This window comes from Delftia sp. (assembly GCF_059499305.1).
The window spans coordinates 525143-547677 of record NZ_JCABYI010000004.1 but is presented as its reverse complement, the minus strand read 5'-3'; the positions used below and the strand labels follow the sequence as shown (position 1 = coordinate 547677).

At 66.9% G+C, this 22535-nt stretch carries 21 protein-coding genes; 13 read left to right on the top strand and 8 right to left on the bottom strand.

The genetic code is table 11. The features are described from left to right. The first annotated feature begins 87 nt into the window (after window positions 1–87). Window positions 88–2031, top strand: a complete 1944-nt coding sequence (locus tag AC5I49_RS04335; RefSeq protein ID WP_495788890.1) for an AMP-dependent synthetase/ligase — start codon at window positions 88–90, stop codon at window positions 2029–2031. 138 nt (window positions 2032–2169) lie between these two features. On the opposite strand, the gene AC5I49_RS04330 is transcribed toward AC5I49_RS04335, so the two are convergent. The 4 genes from AC5I49_RS04330 to AC5I49_RS04315 form a co-directional block, all read right to left on the bottom strand. After that, window positions 2170–3771: a methyl-accepting chemotaxis protein gene (locus AC5I49_RS04330; protein WP_495788889.1), complete on the bottom strand. Its 1602-nt coding sequence runs from the start codon at window positions 3769–3771 to the stop codon at window positions 2170–2172. A 284-nt stretch (window positions 3772–4055) separates the two neighbouring features. After that, window positions 4056–4400, bottom strand: a complete 345-nt coding sequence (locus AC5I49_RS04325; RefSeq protein ID WP_016446047.1) for a FlxA-like family protein — start codon at window positions 4398–4400, stop codon at window positions 4056–4058. Between the two features lie 63 nt (window positions 4401–4463). Continuing rightward, complete coding sequence (locus AC5I49_RS04320) at window positions 4464–4760, bottom strand: AzlD family protein (protein ID WP_012205574.1); 297 nt, start codon at window positions 4758–4760, stop codon at window positions 4464–4466. 3 nt (window positions 4761–4763) lie between these two features. After that, the gene (locus AC5I49_RS04315; RefSeq protein ID WP_013802443.1) at window positions 4764–5501 is read right to left on the bottom strand and encodes an AzlC family ABC transporter permease; all 738 of its coding nucleotides are present in this window, start codon (window positions 5499–5501) and stop codon (window positions 4764–4766) included. Between AC5I49_RS04315 and AC5I49_RS04310 the strand changes: the two genes are divergently transcribed. The 10 genes from AC5I49_RS04310 (at window position 5492) to AC5I49_RS04265 (ending at window position 17301) form a co-directional block, all read left to right on the top strand. Then, entirely contained in the window at window positions 5492–5800 is a 309-nt protein-coding gene (locus tag AC5I49_RS04310; RefSeq protein WP_495788888.1) for a hypothetical protein, read from the top strand. The genes AC5I49_RS04315 and AC5I49_RS04310 overlap by 10 nt on opposite strands. A gap of 10 nt (window positions 5801–5810) precedes the next feature. After that, a complete protein-coding gene (locus AC5I49_RS04305) occupies window positions 5811–6125 on the top strand; it encodes a DUF4148 domain-containing protein (protein ID WP_495788887.1) in 315 nt (104 codons plus the stop codon). Window positions 6126–6291: 166 nt separating this feature from the next. Beyond that, window positions 6292–6828 (top strand): MarR family winged helix-turn-helix transcriptional regulator, encoded by a 537-nt coding sequence (locus AC5I49_RS04300; RefSeq protein ID WP_013802445.1) that lies wholly within the window; start codon window positions 6292–6294, stop codon window positions 6826–6828. 69 nt (window positions 6829–6897) lie between these two features. Next, window positions 6898–8373 carry an efflux transporter outer membrane subunit gene (locus AC5I49_RS04295; protein WP_495788886.1) on the top strand — a complete coding sequence of 492 codons (1476 nt, stop codon included), beginning with the start codon at window positions 6898–6900 and terminating at the stop codon, window positions 8371–8373. 132 nt (window positions 8374–8505) lie between these two features. Beyond that, the gene (locus AC5I49_RS04290) at window positions 8506–9867 is read left to right on the top strand and encodes an HlyD family secretion protein (protein ID WP_495788885.1); all 1362 of its coding nucleotides are present in this window, start codon (window positions 8506–8508) and stop codon (window positions 9865–9867) included. Window positions 9868–9912: 45 nt separating this feature from the next. After that, window positions 9913–11523 (top strand): DHA2 family efflux MFS transporter permease subunit, encoded by a 1611-nt coding sequence (locus tag AC5I49_RS04285; protein ID WP_016453441.1) that lies wholly within the window; start codon window positions 9913–9915, stop codon window positions 11521–11523. A 169-nt stretch (window positions 11524–11692) separates the two neighbouring features. Next, complete coding sequence (locus AC5I49_RS04280; protein WP_495788884.1) at window positions 11693–12784, top strand: MBL fold metallo-hydrolase; 1092 nt, start codon at window positions 11693–11695, stop codon at window positions 12782–12784. A gap of 123 nt (window positions 12785–12907) precedes the next feature. Beyond that, window positions 12908–13318 (top strand): polyhydroxyalkanoate granule-associated phasin, encoded by a 411-nt coding sequence (locus AC5I49_RS04275; protein WP_016453442.1) that lies wholly within the window; start codon window positions 12908–12910, stop codon window positions 13316–13318. A 216-nt stretch (window positions 13319–13534) separates the two neighbouring features. Beyond that, on the top strand, window positions 13535–14995 hold the full coding sequence (gene cycA, locus AC5I49_RS04270; RefSeq protein ID WP_374008343.1) for a D-serine/D-alanine/glycine transporter: 1461 nt from the start codon (window positions 13535–13537) through the stop codon (window positions 14993–14995). A gap of 311 nt (window positions 14996–15306) precedes the next feature. Further along, window positions 15307–17301, top strand: a complete 1995-nt coding sequence (locus AC5I49_RS04265) for a TonB-dependent receptor domain-containing protein (RefSeq protein WP_154834336.1) — start codon at window positions 15307–15309, stop codon at window positions 17299–17301. Between the two features lie 95 nt (window positions 17302–17396). On the opposite strand, the gene AC5I49_RS04260 is transcribed toward AC5I49_RS04265, so the two are convergent. Together AC5I49_RS04260 and AC5I49_RS04255 are read right to left on the bottom strand one after the other, a co-directional pair. Further along, the gene (locus AC5I49_RS04260; protein WP_249343473.1) at window positions 17397–17888 is read right to left on the bottom strand and encodes a rod shape-determining protein; all 492 of its coding nucleotides are present in this window, start codon (window positions 17886–17888) and stop codon (window positions 17397–17399) included. Window positions 17889–17891: 3 nt separating this feature from the next. Continuing rightward, the gene (locus AC5I49_RS04255; RefSeq protein ID WP_209801686.1) at window positions 17892–18341 is read right to left on the bottom strand and encodes a winged helix-turn-helix transcriptional regulator; all 450 of its coding nucleotides are present in this window, start codon (window positions 18339–18341) and stop codon (window positions 17892–17894) included. Between the two features lie 76 nt (window positions 18342–18417). On the opposite strand from AC5I49_RS04255, the gene AC5I49_RS04250 reads away from it, so the two are divergent. Further along, window positions 18418–19641, top strand: coding sequence for an MFS transporter (locus tag AC5I49_RS04250; protein WP_495788883.1), 1224 nt, complete (start codon window positions 18418–18420; stop codon window positions 19639–19641). Window positions 19642–19662: 21 nt separating this feature from the next. Here the strand turns inward: AC5I49_RS04250 and AC5I49_RS04245 are convergent, their stop codons facing one another. Both AC5I49_RS04245 and AC5I49_RS04240 read right to left on the bottom strand, forming a co-directional pair. After that, window positions 19663–20736 carry a hypothetical protein gene (locus tag AC5I49_RS04245; RefSeq protein WP_212645809.1) on the bottom strand — a complete coding sequence of 358 codons (1074 nt, stop codon included), beginning with the start codon at window positions 20734–20736 and terminating at the stop codon, window positions 19663–19665. Between the two features lie 81 nt (window positions 20737–20817). After that, window positions 20818–21597 (bottom strand): AraC family transcriptional regulator, encoded by a 780-nt coding sequence (locus AC5I49_RS04240; protein ID WP_495788882.1) that lies wholly within the window; start codon window positions 21595–21597, stop codon window positions 20818–20820. Window positions 21598–21725: 128 nt separating this feature from the next. Here AC5I49_RS04240 and AC5I49_RS04235 point away from each other — a divergent pair, with 128 nt between their 5' ends. Next, a complete protein-coding gene (locus tag AC5I49_RS04235) occupies window positions 21726–22532 on the top strand; it encodes a sulfite exporter TauE/SafE family protein (RefSeq protein ID WP_495788881.1) in 807 nt (268 codons plus the stop codon). Window positions 22533–22535: the final 3 nt, after the last annotated feature.

The window sequence follows — 22535 nt, the reverse complement described above, 5'->3', positions numbered from 1 at the left end:
CGCACATGTCCGAAGCTGACGCCGGGGCCTGCGGTAACCGGCAGCTATCATCAGCGGCACCATCCACTTCGGTCCGCACCTCTTCGCATGAGCATCCAAGATCCAGCCCGCGCCCCTTCCCTGGCCATGAGCCTGCCTGCCGATGCAAGCATGGCCACGGCCGCCACCCTGGTGGAAATGCTGGCCCTGCGCGTGCAGCAGACGCCCGCAGGCGAGGCCTATCGGGCCTATGACGAGGATGCGCGCAGCTGGAAGTCCCTGAACTGGGCGCAGACCGGCGAGCGCGTGGCCCTGTGGGCGCAGGCCCTGGCCGTGCAGGAGCTGGCACCGGGCTCGCGCATTGCCATTCTTTTGCCCAACGGGCTGGATGCCATGTCCATCGACCTGGCCAGCCTGCGCTGCGGCCATGTGCCGGTGCCCCTGCATTCCATAGACAACGCAGGCAGCATTGCCTACATCCTGGCCAATGCCCAGGTGTCCATGCTGTTCGTGGCACAGCAATCCACCTGGGACAAGATCTGCGCCACGGGCCAGGCCCTGCCCGCGCTGCGCAAGGTGGTCGTGGCATCGGCCAAGCCGGCTTCCCGGGCCGCAGAGCCTGAAACCGAAGGCGATGCCGCCGTCCTGGAGGCCCTGCGGCAGATCCCCGTGCAACCGCTGGCCCAATGGCTGGCTGAGGGCGGCGCAGTCCCCCTGCCCCCGCCTCCCTCTGCCGAGGACCTGGCCGCCGTCGTCTACACCTCGGGCACCACGGGCAAGCCCAAGGGCGTGATGCTCACGCACCGCAACGTGGTCTCCAACGTACAGGCCGTGATGCAGCGGCTGCTGCCGCGCAGCGATGATGTTTTCCTGTCCTTCCTGCCGCTGTCGCACACCTTCGAGCGCACGGCAGGCTACTACCTGGCGATGGCCGTGGGCGCCTGCGTGGCCTATTCGCGCTCCGTGGCTCAGCTGGCCGAGGATCTCAAGACCCAGCGTCCCACGGTGCTGGTCTCCGTGCCGCGCATCTACGAGCGCGTGCACGCCAAGGTCATGGAGGCGCTGGCGCGCGCACCGCTCAAGGCCCAGCTGTTCGAACTGGCCCAGGCCAGGGGCTGGCAACGCTTTTGTGAAACACAAGGCATTGCCGATGCGCAGGCGCCCCAGCCCGACGTGCCGGGCTGGATGCAATGGCTGCCCTGGCCCGTGCTCAACCATCTGGTGGCCAAGCCGCTGCTGGCCCAGTTTGGCGGGCGTGTGCGCGTGGCCGTGAGCGGTGGCGCGCCGCTGTCGCCCACGATTGCGCGCTGTTTTCTCGGCCTGGGCCTGCCGCTGATCCAGGGCTACGGAATGACCGAGACCTCGCCCGTGGTCTGCGCCAACACGCTGGAGGACAACCACCCGGCCACCGTGGGCCGCGCCCTGCCGGGCGTGGAAGTGCGCATTGGCGAGAATCGGGAACTGCAGGTGCGCGGGCCCTGCGTGATGCGGGGCTACTGGCAACGCCCCGAAGACACCGCCAAGACCTTCACAGACGACGGCTGGCTGCGCACCGGCGACCAGGCCGTGATCGAGGATGGGCGCGTGCGCATCCAGGGCCGCATCAAGGAAATCATCGTCACCTCCACCGGCGAGAAGATTCCACCGGCCGACCTGGAGCTGGCCATCACCGGCGACCCGTTCTTCACCCAGGTCTTTGTCGTGGGCGAAGACCGCCCCTTCATCGCCGCCGTGGCCGTCATCGAGCGTGGTGAATGGCAGGCCATGGCCCAGCGCCTGGGCCTGGATCCCGAAGATGCCAAGAGCCTGAACCACGCCGCCGCCGAGCGTGAAGCGCTGGCCCGCATCGAGAAACAGGTGGCCAGCTTTGCCCGCTATGCGGTCCCCCGTGCCGTGCACCTGGAACTGGACCCCTGGACCATTGAGAACGGGCTGATGACGCCCACCCTCAAGCTCAAGCGCAACAACCTCATGGCGCGGTTTGAATCGCAGATTGCCGCCATGTACACCAAGCCCGCCGAGCGCTGGCAAGGCCGCAACAGCGCGGGGTGACCCCCAGCCCTTGACAAGCCGCCGCCGGAGAACGGCGGCTTTCCTTATTTCTGATCTGAAAATTGATTTATGTAAGTTACATTGAATTGATCAGAAAGAAGGCAAGAGCGCCCTGTCCGCGCTCTTGCCTTGCCCGCTTCAGGCAGCGGCCAATGCCCTGCCGGCGGGCGCCATGCCGATCTCCTTGAACTCGCTGATCCTGAACGTGGCCACCGCCTGGGCCAGCACGCGGGCCTGTCGCTCCAGGCTGGCAGCTGCGGCGGCAGACTCTTCCACCAGGGCAGCGTTTTGCTGCGTGACCTGGTCCATCTGGGAGACCGCCTCGCTGATCTGTCCCAGGCCGCCGCTTTGCTCCACGCTGGCGGCCGAGATGGCCTCGATCAACGACGCCACTTCGCGCACCTGGGATTCGATGGCGTCCATGGCCTTGCCGGCTTCCCGGACCTGGTTGCCGCCCATTCGCACCGTCTCGGTGGAGGCCGTGATCAACGCCTTGATTTCACGCGCCGCTGCGGCGCTGCGTTGGGCCAGGGAGCGCACTTCTCCGGCCACCACGGCAAACCCCCTGCCCTGCTCGCCCGCCCGCGCGGCCTCCACCGCTGCGTTGAGCGCCAGGATATTCGTCTGGAAGGCGATGGAATCGATGACGCCCGTGATCTCGGCAATCTTTCCGCTGCTAGCCGAGATTTCGTCCATGGTGTCCACGACCCTGGCGACAGTGCCACCGCCCACGCCCGCCACCTCCTTGGCACGCACGGCCAGGGCGCTGGCCTGCCGCGCATTCTCCGAACTCTGGCCCACATTGCCTGCCAGCTGCTCCATGGAGGCCGCCGTCTCCTGCAGGCTGGAGGCCTGGTGTTCGGTGCGGCTGCTCAGGTCCTGGTTGCCTGCGGCGATCTGGCTGGATGCCGTGGTCACCGACTCCACCCCGCGCCGCACATCGCCAACGATGCTGGCCAGCGATTCGCGCATGGCACTCATGGAGCGCAGCAGGTCGCCGACTTCGTCGCGCCCCGTGGCCTGGATCTCGGAAGCCAGATCGCCCTGCTCGATGTGCCGGGCCACCTCCACGGCGGACTTCAGGGGAACGGTGATGGAGCGCGTGACCACATAGCCCAGCGCCACGGCGAGGATGACAGCGGCCGCGACAAAGCCGTAGATCAGCATCTGCGACTGCGCCAGGACCTGGCGGGAGTCCGCATACACATCCTCGGATGCCTTGAGCTGCAGCTCCACCAGTTCGCCGATCTTGGCGCTGATGGGGTCTACGCTGGCATACAGCGCGCCATCGAACTCGTCCAGGCTGCCGGCCCTTTTTCCATCCAGCGTCTTGAGCCGCTGCAGCAGCCGGTCGATGCTCTGGTTGGCAGGTGCGAACAGCGCCTGCGCCTGGCTGGCCAGCACGGCCTCCTGCGAGGTCAGCTGTGTGGACGAATAGCTGCGCCAGGCCGCGTCGATCGCGGGCAGCGTGCCGGAAATGCTCGCCGCTGCCTCCTGCGCCGTGATCAGGCCGGCATTCGCCTTGTTGACCGTATCTATGACGTTGACGGCGTAGGCGTCCGCAATCTGCTTGAGCTGCTTGAGCGGAACCACGCGGTCCTGGTACATGGTCTGCGTGCCCGAGAACACATGGCCCAGCGCCCTTGCGCCGACGGCGCCCACGGCCATCAGGCAGATCAGCAGAACAAGAAAAACACCGGTAAGCCGGGTACCGATACGCACATCGCCGAGTTTTTTCATCGCAGATCCCTCTGTCCCCGTGACGCCATCGGTATAGGCCATCGCTATCGCATCCAGGCAGTCACATTGCTTGCCTTATCGGTAGCAACCGCCGGTTTCTTGAGAGTCAAAAATCAATAAGTTCCATAGGAGTTGCGACGCTCGCGGCTACCGCCCCGCAGGCAAGCCCCCTTCCCCATCCGTGTTGCAGAGCCAACCCTTTCAAAGTCCGAACGGCATTTTCATGTAAGTTACATTGAATGCCTTGAAAAACGGCCCGTGAAAACACGGGCCATCTCACTGGATCAGACGTAGACGTCGACCACGCCGCCCAGCCCGGGCGCCTTGCCGCCCTTCGATGGGGATTGCGATGGCGCCTCGGCCGCCTGCTGCTGCTCGCGCTGCTTGTCGAGCTGGGCCTGCTGCCTGGCGCGCATCAGCGCCTCGATCTGGTTTTGCACCATCATGATCTGCGTCTGCAGCAGCTTGGACTTCTGTTGCTTGGCCTTGGCGTCGATGTTCTCGGAGGCCACTTCCTTGAGCGCCTGCTGCAGCTCCTTGAGCTTGCGCTGCAACGCAGCGATGTCATTGCCGCCGGAGGATGAAGCGGCTCCCGAGGCGGAAGCCGAGGTGGAGGATGAGACTTGCATGCCCCATACATCGACCACTGGCGGGCGAACTGAAGGCCCAAAACGCCCCACCCCCGGCCGCCATCACCCCAGCCAGTGCCGCAGCGCACCCGCCGACGCAATGCCGATCAGCACCGTCGGCAGAATGGGCAGCCGGCTGGCCGCCACCAGCGTCACCACCAGGGCCAGCAGATCGGCCGGACGCTCGGACACAAACGCCGGGGCAATCACCGAGATCAGCACGCAGCCCGGCAGGCTTTCCATCACGTACTGCATGCGCGGGCTCAGCGTGCGCCCGCGCAGCAGCAGGTAGCCGATCACCCGCGTGAAATACGTGCTGCACGCCATGAGCACCAGCGTCAGCAAGGTTGTGGCTTCCATCGCTCAGCTCCTGGGTGCCAGCAAGGCCGCGCAGACCAGGCCAGAGACGGCGCCGGCCGCCACATACCAGGCGCCAGGCACCAGCTTGTAGACCAGGGCCGCCGTCAGCAGGCTCACCAGCCAGGGCCGGCAAGGCCTGACGCCCTTCCACATGCCGCGCAGCAGCACCAGAAACACGGCGGTGAACGCCATGTCGAAGCCGTACTGCTCCAGGTCGCCAATGCGCGGCCCCAGAAAGGCACCGGCCGCCGTGCACGACACCCAGGCCATGTACAGGCCTGCCGACACGCCCATGTAGTAAGGCAGGCTCACGCGCCGCGCGGCACTTCGCTGCGCGTCGGCCAGGGCCAGCGCCCAGCTTTCGTCGCACATGAAGAACAGGGCAGGCAAGGCACGGCGCCTGGGCAGATGGCGCAGATAGGGCGCCAGTGCCGCACCCATCAGGATGTGCCGGCAATTGACCAGAAATGACATGGCGACGATCAGCAGCACATGCGGCGGCGAGGTCCACAGCCGTATGGCCGTGAACTCCGAGCCGCCGCCGAAGTTCATCCCGGTCATGAGAGGAACTTCCAGCGGTGCAAGCCCCTTTTGCACGGCCTGGGCGCCCAGCACCAGGGCAAAGGGCACGAAACCCAGCATCACGGGAATCGCATCCCTGAAGCCGCGAAAGGCCTCGGAACTGCGGGAAACGGAATCTGCCGAAACGGCAGCGGGGGAAAGTGGAATGGATGAAGACATGGAGAGCGGCGATTGTCGGCCTGTGCCGCTGGAATTTGCTGCCGATTCATGCTTCCACCAGCCATTTCACAGATGTTTATGCCGATTTATTGGAGCAACTGGAAATAATCTGCTGCACACAGGCTGATCAAAGCATTTCCATGGCTGGCGGCGCTCCTCGGATGGCCGCGCCTGCCCTCCAGGCATTTCACGAAACCCAACGGCCATTGGCTCCCGCCATGCTGCAGTGCGTCGCAAACGGCTGTGCCGGCCAGGGCGGCAGCGGGACCATGAAGCCCTCATCACTTCGCTTCACCTGAAAGGTTCCCCATGCGCACTTCCGACTTCACCCGCTTCATCGCCCTGGCCGCCATCAGCCTGGGCCTGGCCGGCACCGCCCTCGCCCAGGACGCCACGCCCTCCTCCACTGCTGCCCCCACCGACCTCAGCCGCGCCCAGGTGCTGGCCGACCTGGAAATGTGGCACCGCGCCGGACTCACCTATGTCTCGGACCGCGAGATCGATGTCCGCTCCACCGAATACCAGCGCGGCCTGGAGCGTTACCAACAGCTGCGCGCCAGCCCCGCCTACCGCGAGGCCGTGGCCAGACTGGAGAAAGGGCATGCGGTGGCTCAAGACAAGTGAGCGTTGTCGGTGTGGCCGGTGGTCGAACAGGGGTCAGGAAGCCACCGGCCTGATGGAAAACCCTTGCCTCGTCCCCGGCACCCGCGAGCCATGCGGCCATTCGGTGTTTCTGCAATAATTGCCGCAACAATCATTGCTCAGTCAATCATTTCACTTGCAAGACACCATGACCCAGCCACCCCTGCCCAACGGCCTGCAGCCCTCGGACTTCTACAGCCCCGGCAGCTACACGCCCTTCGAGAGCGTGGGGTTCCTCATGCGCAAGGTGCTCAGCTCCATCCTCCAGCAGGCCGATGCGCAGTTGGCCGAGCATGAGCTGACCTATGTGCAGTGGCTGCCGCTGTACAAGCTGCTGCTGTGCAGCGACGCCACGAATGCCGGCATGGCACGTGACCTGGGGCTGGATCCGGCCTCCATCACGCGGGCGCTGGACCGGCTCGAATCCAAGGGCATGCTGCGGCGCGAGCGCTCCACGGTGGACCGGCGCGTGGTCAAGCTGGTGCTGACCGATGAAGGCCGCGCCATGGCGGCCAAGGTGCCGCAGGTGCTGTCCAGCGTGATGAATGCCCATATGGCCGGCTTCAGCCATGACGAGTCGCGCCAGCTGCTGGACATGCTGCGCCGCCTGCTGGCCAATGGCGATGCGATGCGCGCGCCGGAAGCTGCGCCGCCAGCCCCTGCGCCTGCCACGCCCGCGGCCTGACAGCGCCAGCCCCTTTTTCCGCCCCGGTTTCCGATTTCCTGATTCTTGACCCCCAACAGGCAGACCACCATGCCCAAATCCTTTGTTTCCGTGTCCGCCGCGCCCCGCCGCGTGGCCGCCGCAGCGGCCACCCTGTGCGCCGCGCTGGCCCTGGCCGGTTGTGCTTCCCAGGGCCCGGCCCATGAGCCGCTGGCCCGGCTGGGCGCCTCCGACCTGGGTCTGACGGCCCAGTCCGAGACAGGCGCCAATACCAGCCTGCCCGCCGCCGATTGGTGGAAGTCCCTGGGCGATGCCCAGTTGGACGGCCTGATCGCCCAGGCGCTGCAGGGCAGCCCCAGCCTGGCCATGAGCCGCGCCCGCTTCGACAAGGCCGCCGCCCTGGCCACGGCCACCAGCACGGCCACCGATGTGCGCGGCACGCTCGGCGTCGACGCCACGCGCCAGCACTACAGCGCCAACGGCCTGGTGCCTGCTCCCATTGCCGGCCATACCTACAACACCGGCAACCTGCAGGCCGGGCTGAGCTGGACGCCGGATTTCTTTGGCCGCCATGCCGCCGACCTGCAGGCCGCCCTGGGCCAAGCCCGTGCCGCCCAGGCCGACAGCGCCGCCGCTGCCAACCAGTTGGCCGCCCAGGTGGCGCGCAGCTATGTGGCGCTGGCCCGGCTGATTGCCCAAAAGGATGTGGCCGGCCGCACGCTGACCCAGCGCCAGTCGCTGCTGGAGCTGAGCCAGCAGCGCACGCGCGCCGGGCTGGACAGCCAGGTGGAGTTGACCCAGGCTCAGGCTGGCCTGCCCGATGCCGGCACCCAGATCGAGATGCTGGACGAGCAGATCACGCTGGCGCGCCGCACCATCGCCGTGCTCTGCGGCCAGGCGCCCGAGGCGCAGCTGCAGCTGGCGCCCCGTCTGGCCGCGCTGCAGATCCAGGCCATGCCCGGCCAGTTGGGCGCAGACCTGCTGGGCCGCCGCCCCGATGTGGTGGCCGCGCGCTGGCGCGTGGAGTCGGCAACGCAGGGCATAGAGAGCGCGCGGGCGGATTTCTATCCCGATATCAACCTGACGGCCTTCATCGGCCTCAATGCCGTCGGGCTGGACAACCTGTTCAAGGGCAGCTCGCGCCAGATGGGCGTGACGCCCGCGCTGCGCCTGCCCCTGTTCGACGGCAAGCGCCTGCGCGCCCAATTGCGCGGCACGCAGGCCGATCTGGACACCGCCATCGCCCAGTACAACGGCGTGGTGCTCGATGCGGTCAAGGAAGCGGGCGACGCCATCACTTCCGTGCAATCGCTGGTGCGCCAACAGCAGCTGCAGGCCGAGTCGCTGGAGAAGGCCGAACGCGCCTACGACTTTGCCGTGCAGCGCTACAAGGCCGGCCTGGCCAGCCAGGTGACGGTGCTGAACACCGAAACCCAGGTGATCACCCAGCGCCGCCTGGACGTGGACCTGCGCGCCCGTGCGCTGGACACGCGCGTGTCGCTGATGAAGGCCCTGGGCGGCGGCTGGACCGATGGCACGGATGCCGTGCAGGTCAGCCAGCACTGAGATCGCAACCCGCACAGGAATCCACCGCACTCTTGACCCTCCACCGGGCAGACCGCCAGCCAGCGTGACAGACCGCCAGCTCCCTGCCCCGGCCGCACAACCACATTCACAGATAACAAAGCGCCGTACACCATGACCGACACCAACAAGCAAGCACCCAGCCCTGCCGCCGCACCGGCCGCAGCCTCGCCCGTGGCCAACCCGCAGGGCCGCCGCAAGGGCCTGACCCTCATCGCCGCCGCCGTCGCGGTGGCCGCCGTCGCCTGGGGCGGCTGGCACTGGATGGTGGCCCGCAACTACCAGACCACGGACAACGCCTATGTGGCGGGCAACGTGGTGCAGATCACGCCGCAGGTCGGCGGCACGGTGATCAGCATCGGCGCCGACGACACCGACTACGTCAAGCCCGGCCAGCTGCTGGTGCAGCTGGACTCGGCCGATGCCCTGGTCGCCCTGTCCCAGGCCGAGTCGCAGCTGGCCCAGACCGTGCGCCAGGTGCGCACGCTGTACGCCAACAATGCCCCCCTGGTCGCCCAGGTGGCCCAGCGCGAGGCCGATCTGGCCCGCCTGCAGGCCGATGCCGCCCGCGCCCGCGAGGATGTGGAGCGCCGCCGCCCGCTGCTGGCCACGGGCGCCGTGGGCAAGGAGGAGTTCGACCACGCCCAGTCCCTGGCCCGCACGGCCGGCAATGCCGCCTCGGCAGCCGAAGCCGCCGTGCGCGCCGCCAAGGCGCAGCTGACGGCTGCCGAAGCCCAGACCAAGGGCAGCAGCGCCGAAGAGCACCCCAGCGTGATCGCCGCCTCCGCCAAGGTGCGCGAAGCCTATCTGGCGCTGCAGCGCACGCGCCTGGTCTCGCCCGTGGAAGGCTATGTGGCCAAGCGCGGCGTGCAGCTGGGCCAGCGCGTGGCCTCGGGCGCGCCGCTGATGACGGTGGTGGGCCTGCACAACCTCTGGGTGGATGCCAACTTCAAGGAAAGCCAGCTGGCCCAGCTGCGCATAGGCCAGAAGACCGAGCTGACGGCCGATGTGTACGGCGACAAGATCAGCTACCACGGCACCGTGGTGGGCATGGGTGCCGGCACGGGCGCGGCCTTCTCGCTGCTGCCCGCGCAGAACGCCACCGGCAACTGGATCAAGGTGGTGCAGCGCGTGCCCGTGCGCATTGCGCTGGCGCCGGAAGACCTGGCACAGCACCCGCTGCGCGTGGGCCTGTCCATGGAAGTCAAGGTGGACGTGCGAGACCAGCAGGGCGAGGTGCTGGCAACGACCACGCGCAACGCACCCGTGGCCCAGACCTCCGTCTACGACATGGCGCTGCCGCAGGCCGAGGAGCGCATTGCCCACATCGTGGCGGGCCAGAACGTGGCACCGCTCAAGCAGTTGCCCGAGCTGCCGCCCGTGGCCATGGCCGAGGTGCAGGACAGGGCACAGGGCAAGGCGCCAGCCGCCGTGGCCTCCGCGCCGGTTGACGCGCAGGCCATGCAGTCCAGGTAAGCAGGCATCGCTCCCCCGCCTTCCCAGAACCTACGCGGACTGCCTATGACTTCCTCTACCACCGCCGTGCCGGAGCCGGCGCCGCCGGTCGCCCCCTCGGCGCCGCCGGCCATGCCTGCACGGCCGGTCCCGCTCAAGGGCGCCCAGCTGGCCCTGGGTACGCTGGCCCTGTCGCTGGCCACCTTCATGAACGTGCTGGACTCGTCCATCGCCAACGTCGCCATTCCGGCGATCTCGGGCGACGTGGGCGTCAGTCCCAGCCAGGGCACCTGGGTGATCACCAGCTTTGGCGTGGCCAACGCCATCTCGGTGCCGCTCACGGGCTGGCTCACCCAGCGCTTCGGCGCCGTGCGCCTGTTCACCATGAGCGTGCTGCTGTTCGTGCTGACGTCCTGGCTGTGCGGCTTTGCCTCGTCGCTGGAGACGCTGGTGCTGTTCCGCGTGCTCCAGGGCCTGGTTGCCGGCCCCATGATCCCGCTGTCACAGACGCTGCTGCTGTCCAGCTATCCCCCGGCCAAGGCCGGGGTGGCCCTGGCGCTGTGGGGGATGACCACCCTGGTGGCCCCCGTGGTCGGCCCGCTGCTGGGCGGCTGGATCACGGACAACATCTCCTGGCCCTGGATCTTCTATATCAATGTGCCGGTGGGCCTGCTGTCGGCCCTGATGACCTGGAGCATCTACCGCAGCCGCGAGACCCCCACGCGCAAGCTGCCCATCGACTCCGTGGGCCTGGCCCTGCTGGTGCTGTGGGTGGGCGCGCTGCAGCTGATGCTGGACAAGGGCAAGGAGCTGGACTGGTTCGCCTCGGGCGAGATCATCACGCTGTGCGTGCTGGCCATCGTGAGCTTCGTGGTCTTCCTGGTCTGGGAGCTGACCGATGCCCACCCCGTGGTGGACCTGCGCCTGTTCATGCGCCGCAATTTCGCGGCCGGCACGGTGGCGCTGTCGATTGCCTACGGCCTGTTCTTCGGCAACGTGGTGCTGCTGCCCCTGTGGCTGCAGCAGTGGATGGGCTACACCTCCACCACGGCCGGCATGGCACTGGCGCCGGTAGGCATCTTCGCCATCATCCTGACACCGCTGGTGGGCCGCAAGGTCACGCAGTGGGACCCGCGCAGGATGGCCACGGGCGCCTTCATCGTGTTCGCCCTGGTGCTGTGGATGCGCTCGCGCTTCACGGTGGAGACCGACTTCATGCACATCCTGGTGCCCACGCTGATCCAGGGCGCGGCCATGGCCTTCTTCTTCATTCCGCTGACCACGATCACGCTGTCGGGCATTTCGCCGGACCGTATCCCGGCCGCCGCCGGCCTGAGCAACTTCGTGCGGATCACGGCGGGCGCCATGGGCACCTCCATCGCCACCACGCTGTGGGAAAACCGCGCCGCGCTGCACCACGCCCATCTGACCGAAGGGCTGGTCCAGGGCCAGGGCGTGTTCGGCGTCACCCTGCAGGGGCTGCAGGCCGCAGGCCTGAGCCAGGCGCAGGCGCTGGCCCAGATCAACCGGCTGGTGGACCAGCAGGCCTACACGCGCGCCGCCGACGACATCTTCCTGGCGTCGTCCGTGCTGTTCCTGGTGCTGATCGTGCTGATCTGGATGACCAGGCGCCCTGCGGGCCATGCCGGCGGTGCCGAGGCGGCCGGCGCCCATTGATGACCAGCCTCCGGGCCATCACCACAAGGAGCTGCCTGCAGGGGCAGCTCCTTTTTTGTTTACATGACGACACGCAAGGCGCCTTGAACGGGGTCGCCAAGACCACCATCTCGACAGGGCTGCGCCATCGGTTCCATGATGGCGGCGGCCTGAACACCGACGGAGCACCGTGAAAACAACCCGCATCTTCCGCGCCCCGATTGCCGACTACTCCCAATCGCCCCAATCGTCGGCCGGGCGCTTTCGCAACATCCATCCCCGCCCGGCCAATGCCCCCCAGCCCGACGCCAAGGTGATGTGGGACTTCTTCTTCAACAAGCCCAAGAACACCGAGCCTGCGGCGCCCCTGCCCGTGCAGCGGCTCACCCCGGCCGACCTGGCCGCCGCGCCCGAGCGCAGCCTGTACCGCCTGGGCCACTCCACGCTGCTGATGAAACTGCGCGGCGGCTGGTGGATCACCGACCCGGTGTTTGCCGAGCGCGCCTCGCCCTTTTCCTTCATCGGCCCCAAGCGCTTTCATGCGCCGCCCATCGCCCTGCATGAACTGCCCGCGCTGCGCGGCGTGGTGCTCTCGCACGACCACTACGACCATCTGGACCGTGCCACCATCCGCGCCCTGGCGCCCCGGGTCGACTTCTTCCTGTGCACGCTGGGCGTGGGCGACCGGCTCATGGCCTGGGGCGTGGCCCCCGAGAAGGTGCGCCAGTTCGACTGGTGGCAGGACGTGCAGGTGGACGGCCTGCGCTTCACGGCCACGCCGGCCCAGCATTTCTCGGGCCGGGGCCTGCGCGACGGCAACCGCACGCTGTGGGCGTCCTGGGTCATCGAGGACCTGGCAAGCGCCGACACGCTGCGTGTCTTCTTCAGCGGCGACGGCGGCTATTTCGACGGCTTTGCGGAAATCGGCCGGCGCTTCGGGCCCTTCGACCTCACGCTGATGGAGACCGGCGCCTACGACCCGCACTGGCCCTATGTCCACATGCACCCGGCCCAGACCGTGCAGGCCCACCGCGACCTGGGCGGACGCTGGCTGCTGCCCATTCACAACGGCACCTTCAGCCTGGCCATGCATGCCTGGTGGGACCCCTTCGAGCGCGTGCTGGCCCTGGGCGCCGAGCACGGCATTGCCGTGGCCACGCCCATGATGGGCGAGCGCGTGGACCTGGCCGCCCCCCATGCAGGCGAGCGCTGGTGGCGCGCCCTGGTATCTGAGGTCACGCAGGGCGGAGCCGCGCCGGCACCCCGGCCCCAGCCGCGATAAACGCGTTTTTGCTGCATTGCGTCATCGGCCTACGCGGACCGGCATGCATCTGGCTAAAGTGGACCCGGCAAGTGGATCTGGCAGGTAGATCCGGCAAATGGATCCAGAGCTTCAGGAGCGCACATGGCAAACCGCAAATCTTCCAAGGCCGCTTCGGTGGCCCGTCAGGCCACCGATCTGGCCATTGCCGCGCCGCAGGTGGTGGCGCACAGGCTCACCCGCATGGCGCTGGCCGGGGCCAATCCCTCCGCACGGGACCGGCGCGAATTCACGCGCATGGTGTCCGAGAAACAGACAGCCTTCCACCAATCCTGGGCCGCCATGGGCCTGCAGTCCATGGTCGCCAGCCAGGCCCTGATGCAGGCCTGGATGCGCATGTGGTGGATGCCCTGGAGCGCCTCCACCTGGAATGGGGGCGCACTGGCATCGCAGGCCTCGCAATGGAGCAACGCCATGTGGGGCGTGGTGGGCAAGGGCATGGCGCCCGTGCACCGCACCGCAGTGGCCAACGCCCGGCGCCTGGCGCGCGGCTGATCCACCCATATCAAACCCGCTTCATTGACTGGAGCGGCACGGCGCGGCAGGGCTGATGCGGGGGCGAGGTTCGGGTATCCTCGCGGCCTTCGTTCCGTTTTGCTGCGCTGCCGCATTTCCAGGCATGGACTCCATGCAGAGACTGAAAACACGGCCGCGGCAGGCGGATTTCCCCCTTTCTGCCATCGCTTTGCCAGTCTTCCCCGGAGTTCTCTGATGACACACAAGGCCCCGCCTGCCGGCCAGGGCCTGCACGGTCAAGACGACCTGCAGCGCAATCTCACCAACCGCCACATCCAGCTCATCGCCATCGGCGGTGCCATCGGCACGGGCCTGTTCATGGGCTCGGGCAAGACCATCAGCCTGGCGGGTCCGTCCATCGTCTTCGTCTACGCCATCATCGGCGTGATGCTGTTCTTCGTGATGCGGGCCATGGGCGAGCTGCTGCTGTCCAACCTGCAGTACCGATCCTTCATCGATTTCTCGGCCGATCTGCTGGGGCCCTGGGCGGGCTTCTTCACGGGCTGGACGTACTGGTTCTGCTGGATCGTCACGGGCATTGCCGACGTGATCGCCATCTCGGCCTACTCGCAGTTCTGGTTCCCCGACCTGCCCCAGTGGGCCCCGGCCATTGCCTGCGTGGGCCTGCTGCTGGGCCTGAACCTGCTGACGGTGAAGCTGTTCGGCGAGATCGAGTTCTGGTTCGCCATGATCAAGATCGTGGCCATCGTGGCCCTGGTGGCAACGGGGCTGTACATGGTGGGTGCCGCCTTCGTCTCGCCTGCGGGGCGTGCGGCCAGCCTGTCCAACCTCTGGAACGACGGCGGCATGTTCCCCAACGGGATGATGGGCTTTTTCGCGGGCTTCCAGATCGCCGTGTTCGCCTTCGTGGGCATCGAGCTGGTGGGCACCACGGCCGCCGAGGCCAAGGACCCCGAGCGCACGCTGCCGCGCGCCATCAACTCCATTCCCGTGCGCATCATCGTGTTCTACGTGCTGGCCCTGATCGCCATCATGGCCGTCACCCCCTGGCGCGACGTGGTGCCGGGCAAGAGCCCGTTCGTGGAGCTGTTCGTGCTCGCAGGCCTGCCGGCCGCTGCGGGCGTGATCAATTTCGTGGTGCTGACCTCGGCCGCCTCGTCGGCCAACAGCGGTGTGTTCTCCACCAGCCGCATGCTCTACGGCCTGGCGCTCAAGGGCGATGCGCCCAAGTCCTTCCACCGGCTGTCGCGCAGCAGCGTGCCCTCGCGCGGGCTGCTGTTTTCCTGCACCTGCCTGCTGGCCGGCGCCTTCCTGATGTGGGTGGTGCCCGATCTGGTGGAGGCCTTCACGCTGGTGACCACGGTATCGGCCATCCTGTTCATGTTCGTGTGGTCGCTGATCCTGCTGTCCTATATCGCCTACCGGCGCCAGCGCGCGGCCCTTCATGAGGCTTCGCGCTACAAGATGCCGGGCGGCGTGGCCATGTGCGGGGCCTGCCTGGCGTTCTTTGCGGCCATCCTGGGCCTGCTCACCCTGCAGGCCGACACGCGCCAGGCGCTGGTGGTGACGCCGGCCTGGTTTGCCCTGCTGGCCATTGCCTACCAGTTCGTGCGCCGCCGGGCATCGAGCCAACCCTCGGGCAGCTGCGCTGAGCCTTCCAGCGCCCTGCCGGGCGCCGTGGCCAAGCCGCGCTGACCTGGTTTCTGGCCGCCCCCTGCGCTCCGGGGCGGCCTTTGCACGGAGGCGCCGCACCCCGTGCTCCCTCTCAGCGCCCTGCCGACCCCCTTCATTTTTGTGCACCAGACTTGTGCACAACGCCTCAGGCGTGTCCAGCGATTAGATAACGCGTGAACAAAAAACAACTGTCTTTACGTGAAGAGAAAGATGTAGATACAAATCGTTATCATTCGCACCTTGATTTTTAACCCATACGGAACTTTATAAAGATGGTCAGAATCTCGGTGCTCCGCCCTCTTCCACTTTGCGCTGCCCTGGCATGCACAGCCATGGCCCATGCCCAGACGGCCGACAGCAAGGCCGACACGTCCTTGTCCACGGTGGTGGTGACCGCCTCGGGCACGGCCGTGGACATCAAGGAGGCGCCGGCCAGCATCAGCGTGATCACGCGGGAAGACATCGAGCGCAAGCCCGTCACCAGCATCGGCGAGCTGCTGTCCACCATTCCCGGCGTGACCGGCGGTCTGTCGGGCACGGGTGCCCAGTCCAAGATCAAGCTGCGCGGCCTGCCCGAGAAGTACACGCTGATCCTGGTGGACGGCAAGCGCCAGGGCAATTCGGCCGGCATCAACTACCGTGACGACCTGGGCTCGCAGGATCTGGACTGGATCTCGCCCGAGATGATCGAGCGCATCGAGGTGGTGCGCGGCCCCATGTCCTCGCTGTACGGCTCGGACGCCATGGGCGGCGTGATCAACATCATCACGCGCAAGATCGGCAAGCGCTGGAGCGGCTCGACCACGCTGAACTACAGCAAGCCCTCCGACGGCGACCGCGGCGACACGCGCCAGCTGGGCTTCAACATCAGCGGCCCGCTGTCCGACAAGTTCGGCCTGCGCCTGGGCGGCAACTACACGGACCGCGCTGCCGACGAGGGCACGGGCGGCTTCCCGGGCACCTACCAGTCCACGGCCGGCTCGCGCAAGCAAAACCTCAACGCCCTGCTCAACTGGCAGCTCACGCCCGACCAGGTGATCGGCATCGAGGCCGCGCAAGGCATCCAGCGCGCCACGGGCTCCGATCGGTTGGTGAATGGACGCCCCGTGGTATCGCAATGGGGCCTGAGCAAGCTGGAGCAGACCAAGTTCGGCCTCAGCCACGATGGCCGCTGGGGCGACATGACCTCCAAGCTCAACCTTGTGCACAACAAGTACGAGGACAAGGGCGACACCATCGGCAACAACTCCAAGGAAACCACTCTGGACGGCCGCATCGACAAGCCGTTGAAGCTGTGGGGACTGGACCAGGCCATGACGCTGGGCATGCAGTGGCGCCGCGAGTCGCTGGACAACCGCGACACCATCGGCCTGGCGCCCATCGACTACGCGGGGCGCCCGGTCTCGGGCTCGGGCCTGAGCGCCACCACCTGGGCGCTGTTCGGCGAGGACCAGATCTTCCTGCGAGAGAACCTGGCGCTGACGCTGGGCCTGCGCATGGACCACCACCAGAAATACGGCAACAACTGGAGCCCGCGCGCCTACCTGGTCTACCACCCGGCCTCGGAGTGGACGGTTCGCGGCGGCGTCTCGCGCGGCTTCCGTGCGCCCAACCTGAAGGAAAACTCGGCCAGCGCCGCCACGCAATCCGGGGGCAACGGCTGCCGCAGCCTGGCCGGCATGGGCTGGACCAGCACCAGCGTCAACGCCGACGGTACGCGTGGCTGCTACATGGCCGGCAACCCCGACCTGCAGCCCGAGACCAGCACCAACTTCGAGCTGGGCACCAGCTGGGACCGCAATGGCTGGGCGCTGGGTGCCACCTACTTCCACACCAACTTCAAGAACAAGATCGACTACCAGCCGCTGGGCTTCTACAACGGCTTCTGGTGGACCCGCATGGCCAACGCCCAGCGTGCCCGCACGCGCGGCCTGGAAGGCTTCGTGAACGTTCCCCTGGCCAAGGGCCTGACCTGGAACACCAACATCACCAAGATGTTCGAGTCCAAGAACCTGAGCACGGGCGCCTCGCTGCTGGCCGTGCCCGAGCTGTCCATCTACTCGTCGCTGCAGTGGCAGATCCGCCAGGGCTGGTCCGCCATGTTCAGCGCCCGCCACGTGGGCAAGGAAGTCGTGACCACGGGCACGGCCACCACCTTCGCCAAGGCCTACACGACGTTCGACGTGTCCATGAACTACAACGTCACCGACTCGATGACCCTGCGCGCCGGCATCATCAACCTGACCGACAAGGAAACCCGCACCATCGGCGCCAACTACGACAACGGCGGCCGTACCTACTTCGTGGGGATGACGGCCAGGTTCTGATGGCGCGGTTCTGATAGCGCGTTATCGGCCCTTGCGCCGACCCAGTCAAAGCGCCCGTTGTGACGGGCGCTTTTTTCATGGCGAGGAACAGGGCCTCACTCCCAGATGCCGCCCTGCGCAGGGGCCTTGCGCGCCAGCAATTCCTCGTCTGTCAAGGGCCGGCCTGTCCAGACATTCACCTTCGAGGCCCCGGCCGCGCTGCCCAGCTCGCGCAAGGCCCTCAGTTCCACCTGGGTGAATCCGCCCTCGGGGTCACCCAGCGGATGGATGACGATGTGCGGGGAGGCCGCCAGCCAGCCCCCGGCTTGCATGCGCCTGAGCTGGTACTTGAGCAGGTGCTCGGCCAGCACGAAGTCCGATATCAGCGAGCGCGGATGCGCGAACGGATTGACGACTTCCGCAGGCTCCGATGCAGCCGCGAGCCTGGCCTGCGGGCCGGCCGCCAGAATCCGGCGCCGGGGCGGCGGACTCAGGGCCAGCTCGGGAACCTCCGACAGGGTCTGGCCCGTTTTCGGATTTGTCAGCGTCAGGCGCTCGGGAGAAATCTGTACGTAGATGAGTGGCAGGAAGGCAGAGAGCATGGACATCCATCAATCGATTTTCTGAACCACGGTCTGGCCCGGCAGCAAGGCCTGGCCATCACCGCCACGCGGCAGCATGGGCTGGACAGGCAGGCCGCTGTGGCGGTCCAGCAGCAGCGAATGTGCCTCGCCGGGCGCAAACAAATGGCCTTCGCCCCATTGCCGCAAGGCCACGATGACGGGGAACAGGTCCAGCCCCCGGGCCGTCAGCACATATTCCAGGTAGGCCGAGCCTTCGGCGGCGGGTCGGGTTTCGAGGATGCCGGCCTCCACCAGCCGGCGCAGCCGGTCGGCCAGGATATTGCGGGCCGCGCCCAGGCTGCGCTGGAAATCGCCAAAGCGGCTGATGCCATCGAAAGCATCGCGCACGATGAGCAGCGACCAGCGGTCGCCGATCACATCCAGGGAGCGGGCCACCGGACAGGGCTGCGGTGTGTCAGGACGGGTGTCTTCTTTCATGGCGCTATTTTGGTTGCATTTCAAAACTGGTTCAACTAGCATCCAACCAGTTTTGTTTTGCAACTGGATTCAATTCATGAAAGCCTTCCCAGCCTCGGACACGGTCCGCATGCCGCGCAGCCTGGTGCTGCTGTTCGCCGCTGCCAGCGGCCTGAGCGTGGCCAACGTCTACTACGCCCAGCCGCTGCTGGAGGCGCTGGCGGCCGACTTCGGCATCAGCCATGCAGCCGTGGGCGGGGTGGTCACGGCCACGCAGGCCGGCTGCGCGCTGGCACTGCTGCTGCTGGTGCCGCTGGGCGACCGGCTGGAGCGGCGGCGGCTCATGCTTTTGCAGTTGCTGGGCCTGGTGCTGGCCCTGGCGGCAGTCAGCACCGCGCGTTCGGCCGTTCTGCTGCTGGCGGGCATGCTGGCCGTGGGCCTGCTGGGCACGGCCATGACGCAGGGGCTGATCGCCTATGCGGCCAGCGCCAGCCAGGCAAATGAGCGCGGGCGCGTGGTGGGCGCGGCCCAGGGCGGGGTTTTCATCGGCCTGCTTTTGGCGCGCGTGTTTGCCGGCGCCGTGGGTGACCTGGCTGGCTGGCGTGGCGTCTATGCCTGCTCGGCCCTGCTGATGCTGGCCCTGGCCTGGCCCCTGTGGCGGCAACTGCCCCGGCTGGCGGCGCCCTTGCATGCACCCAGCTACACGCAGCTGCTCGCCTCCATGCTCCAGCTGCTGCGCCAGGACCGCATGCTGCGCACACGCGGCATGCTGGCCCTGCTGATGTTTGCCACCTTCAACATCTTCTGGAGCGCCCTGGTCCTGCCGCTGAGCGCACCGCCCTACAGCCTGTCGCTCACGGCCATCGGCGCCTTTGGCCTGGCCGGCGTGGTGGGTGCACTGGCCGCGGCCCGTGCCGGGCACTGGGCAGACCAGGGTTTCGCACAGCGCACCAGCCTGGGCGCGCTGGTGATCCTGCTGTTGGCCTGGGCGCCGATTGCGCTGCTGGAACAATCGCTGTGGGCGCTGGTCGCCGGCATCGTGCTGCTGGACCTGGGCGGCCAGGCCCTGCATGTGACCAACCAGAGCCTGATCTTTCGCAGCAACCCGCAGGCCCACAGCCGGCTGGTGGGGCTGTACATGCTGTTCTATGCCGTGGGCAGCGGGCTGGGCGCGCTGATTTCCACCAACGCCTACGCGCGGTTTGGCTGGCACGGCGTCTGCGTTGCGGGCGCGGCGTTCAGCCTGGCAGCCCTGGCGTTCTGGGCCATGACGCGGGAGGCGGCATCGACTGCGTGCAAACCTGCCCAGGCAACAAACTGAGCCACAGATGCATGGAGCGAGTCAGGACGCAGCTACCGTAGCCACGGCGGCCTCGTCCTCCAGTTCGGACTCCCACTGCGACGGATCAGGCTCCAGACCGCAGGACGAAGTGCGCTCCAGAATGGCCGCCACGATGCCGCCCAGATTGCGCTGCAAATGAGTGATTGCGGCAGCAGCGCCGCCATCATTCCAATCCGCCTGCAGCACAAAATCCCGAAATGCCGGCCAATCCCTGCTCAGCTGCGACACCAGAATGCGCGCCAGATCGTAGGACAACTCATTGGCATCTGCGGACTGCCTGAAGGATTCACCATTCCAAAAGCTCTGTATCGCCTGCGCATTCCAGAATGCCTGATGCCGAGCATGCATCTGCATGGGTGAGGTCAGCGATTTCATGTGGCCATAGAGGCTTTGCTCCATATGGGACGCAATCCCGGCATTAAGCCATACAGGAAGAGGCAGACGCAGCAGGCAAGCATGCGTGAGATTGCGCGCAATCAAGGGCTCCAACGTACCCAGGTCTGCTTTCAGCATCACCAGATGACCTTCGCCTGCCGTGACGAGGACGCTGTCGGTATTTCTTATCTCTTCCCCGTCGTAGCAGTGCGACAGATAGCCGTAGTACTCGGGCTTGTCATCAAAAACGATGAGCGCCTCGCTGAAGCCTTCCGGAAACAGGGCGATCCCGTCGAGCACGCTTTCGATACGCTGCTGCGTTCTGCGCACAAATCCCAGGGTTGCCTTGGCCACATGGTCTTCCTGGCTGCTGACCAGCATCGCGTGCTCGGTTTCATGCAGCGCGTAGTACGGGCCCAGGGCCTGGCGCATATGCTCCAGCCAGCCTTTGCGCAGCCGGGTGCAGGCAGCGCTTCGCTGGGTCTCGTCGGCAATGGCGTCAAGCCATTCCTGGGCAGCCTCCCAATCCAGAATGGGAAATTCGTTTTCAATCGTCCAATGTGCTGAAAAGACAAAGGCGTCCTTCCCTTCCGCGAGGACTTCTCCTGGTGGCGGCGCATGCTCTCGATGAGCAAAAGACTGCGGATCGCGGGCAGAACCGGAGAACCCCGAAAAGACGGTTCGAATAAATTCAAGCATTTGGAGCGGTCAGACAAATAGGCCTGCATTCTGCCGCGAAATCTCGGAAATCCCGCGCCTGCCCAATGCCCCGTCGCGCTTTTATGGCAATGCCATGCCTTTGCTGCCCAACTCCGAAGGCACCCGCCCCAATGTCTTGCGGAACATGGTGGAAAACGCGCTGGGGCTGTCATAGCCCAGGTCCAGCGCCACCTGCGTGACCGATGAGCCCGCAGACAGCCGCGACACCGCTGCCAGCAGGCAGGCCTGCTGGCGCCAGGCGCCAAAGGCCATGCCTGTGTGCTGCTGGAAAAACCGGCTGAAGGTGCGCAGGCTCTTGTTCAGCGCCTGTGCCCAGTCCTGGGGCGTGGCGCGGATGCTGGGCTGGGCCAGGAACTGCTTGCACAGGGCGGCCAGCTTTTCGTCGCGGGGAATGGGCGCGAACAGCGGCAGGCTGCGGGCCGAGGCCAGCTCGTGCAGCACCAGCATGACCAGGGCGCCGTCGCGGCCCGCTTCGTCGTACAGCGCCGGCAGGTCGGCGCAGGACAGCAGCAACTGGTGCAGCAGCGGGGTGACGACCAGGGCCTCGCAATGCACACCCGGGCGGGGCGCAGCAGCCGGTTCGATGTACAGGCTGCGCGTGCTCACGCCCTGCATGCGCACGCTGTGCGGCTTGCTGGCCGGAATCCACACGCCGCTGTAGGGCGGAATGGTCCAGGCGCCGTCGTCGGTTTCCACTTCCATCAGCCCGCTCATCCCGTAGAGAAACTGGGCACGCCGGTGGCTGTGCGTGGGCAGCAGCGTGCCAGGCGTGTAGTCGGTGCCGATGGCCAGCACATCGCGCGCCACGGCGTCCACGGAATGCAGCGGGATGTTGAGCATGGGGATGTCCGGAAAACAGCCAACAGGCTTTGGCAGGAATTCGAGGATTATTGACCCATCCGCGAATGCAGGCCAAACCGCGGCATCCTAAGGTTCAGTCCTTGCTCGTTTTTTCCAAAGGACTGTCTGTGTTCCCTCTCCTGCTGCTGGCTTTCGGTGTGCTTGCCGGCGTGACCACCGTGCTCTTCGGCTTTGGCGGCGGCTTCGTGGCCGTTCCGCTGCTTTATGCGCTGCTGACCTCCATCCACGGCGCGGACTCCGCCGTTGGCCAGGCTGCCATGCACATTGCCGTGGCCACCTCCACCTGCGTGATGATTTTTGGCGCCTCCATGGCCACGCTGCGCCAGCACCGCGCGGGCGCCCTGCCCTGGGATCAGGTGCGGCCACTGGCTGGCTTCATCGCGGCCGGTGCCGTGGCGGGCGCGGCGGCCGCCACCTGGATCAGCGGGGAATGGGTGCGCTGGGCCTTCATCGCCTACCTGGCCCTGACCATCGCCGACGCGCTGCTGCGCCCGGGCTTCGTGCACGGCACCGCCGCCCAATTGCAGCCCATGGGCCGCAGGCCCGCCGCCATCGCAGGCTTGGCGATTGGCGCGATTGCAGCCTTCCTGGGTGTGGGCGGCAGCGTGATGACCGTGCCGCTGATGCGCCGACGCGGCGCCAGCATGGCGGCCGCCACGGCCATGGCCAGCCCGCTGTCCCTGCCCATGGCCGTGGCGGGCACCGCTGCCTACATGCTGGCATCCCATAGCGCGGGGCTGGGCCCCTGGCATGTGGGCTATGTGGACCTGCAGGCCTTTGCGCTGCTGACGGCCGGATCGTGGACAGGCATCAGGCTGGCGGCCCCGCTGATCGGCCGCATTCCCGATGCCCTGCATGCCAAGGCCTACCTGGCCCTGTTGGGCCTGGTGCTGCTGGTCATGATCGTGGCCTGAGCG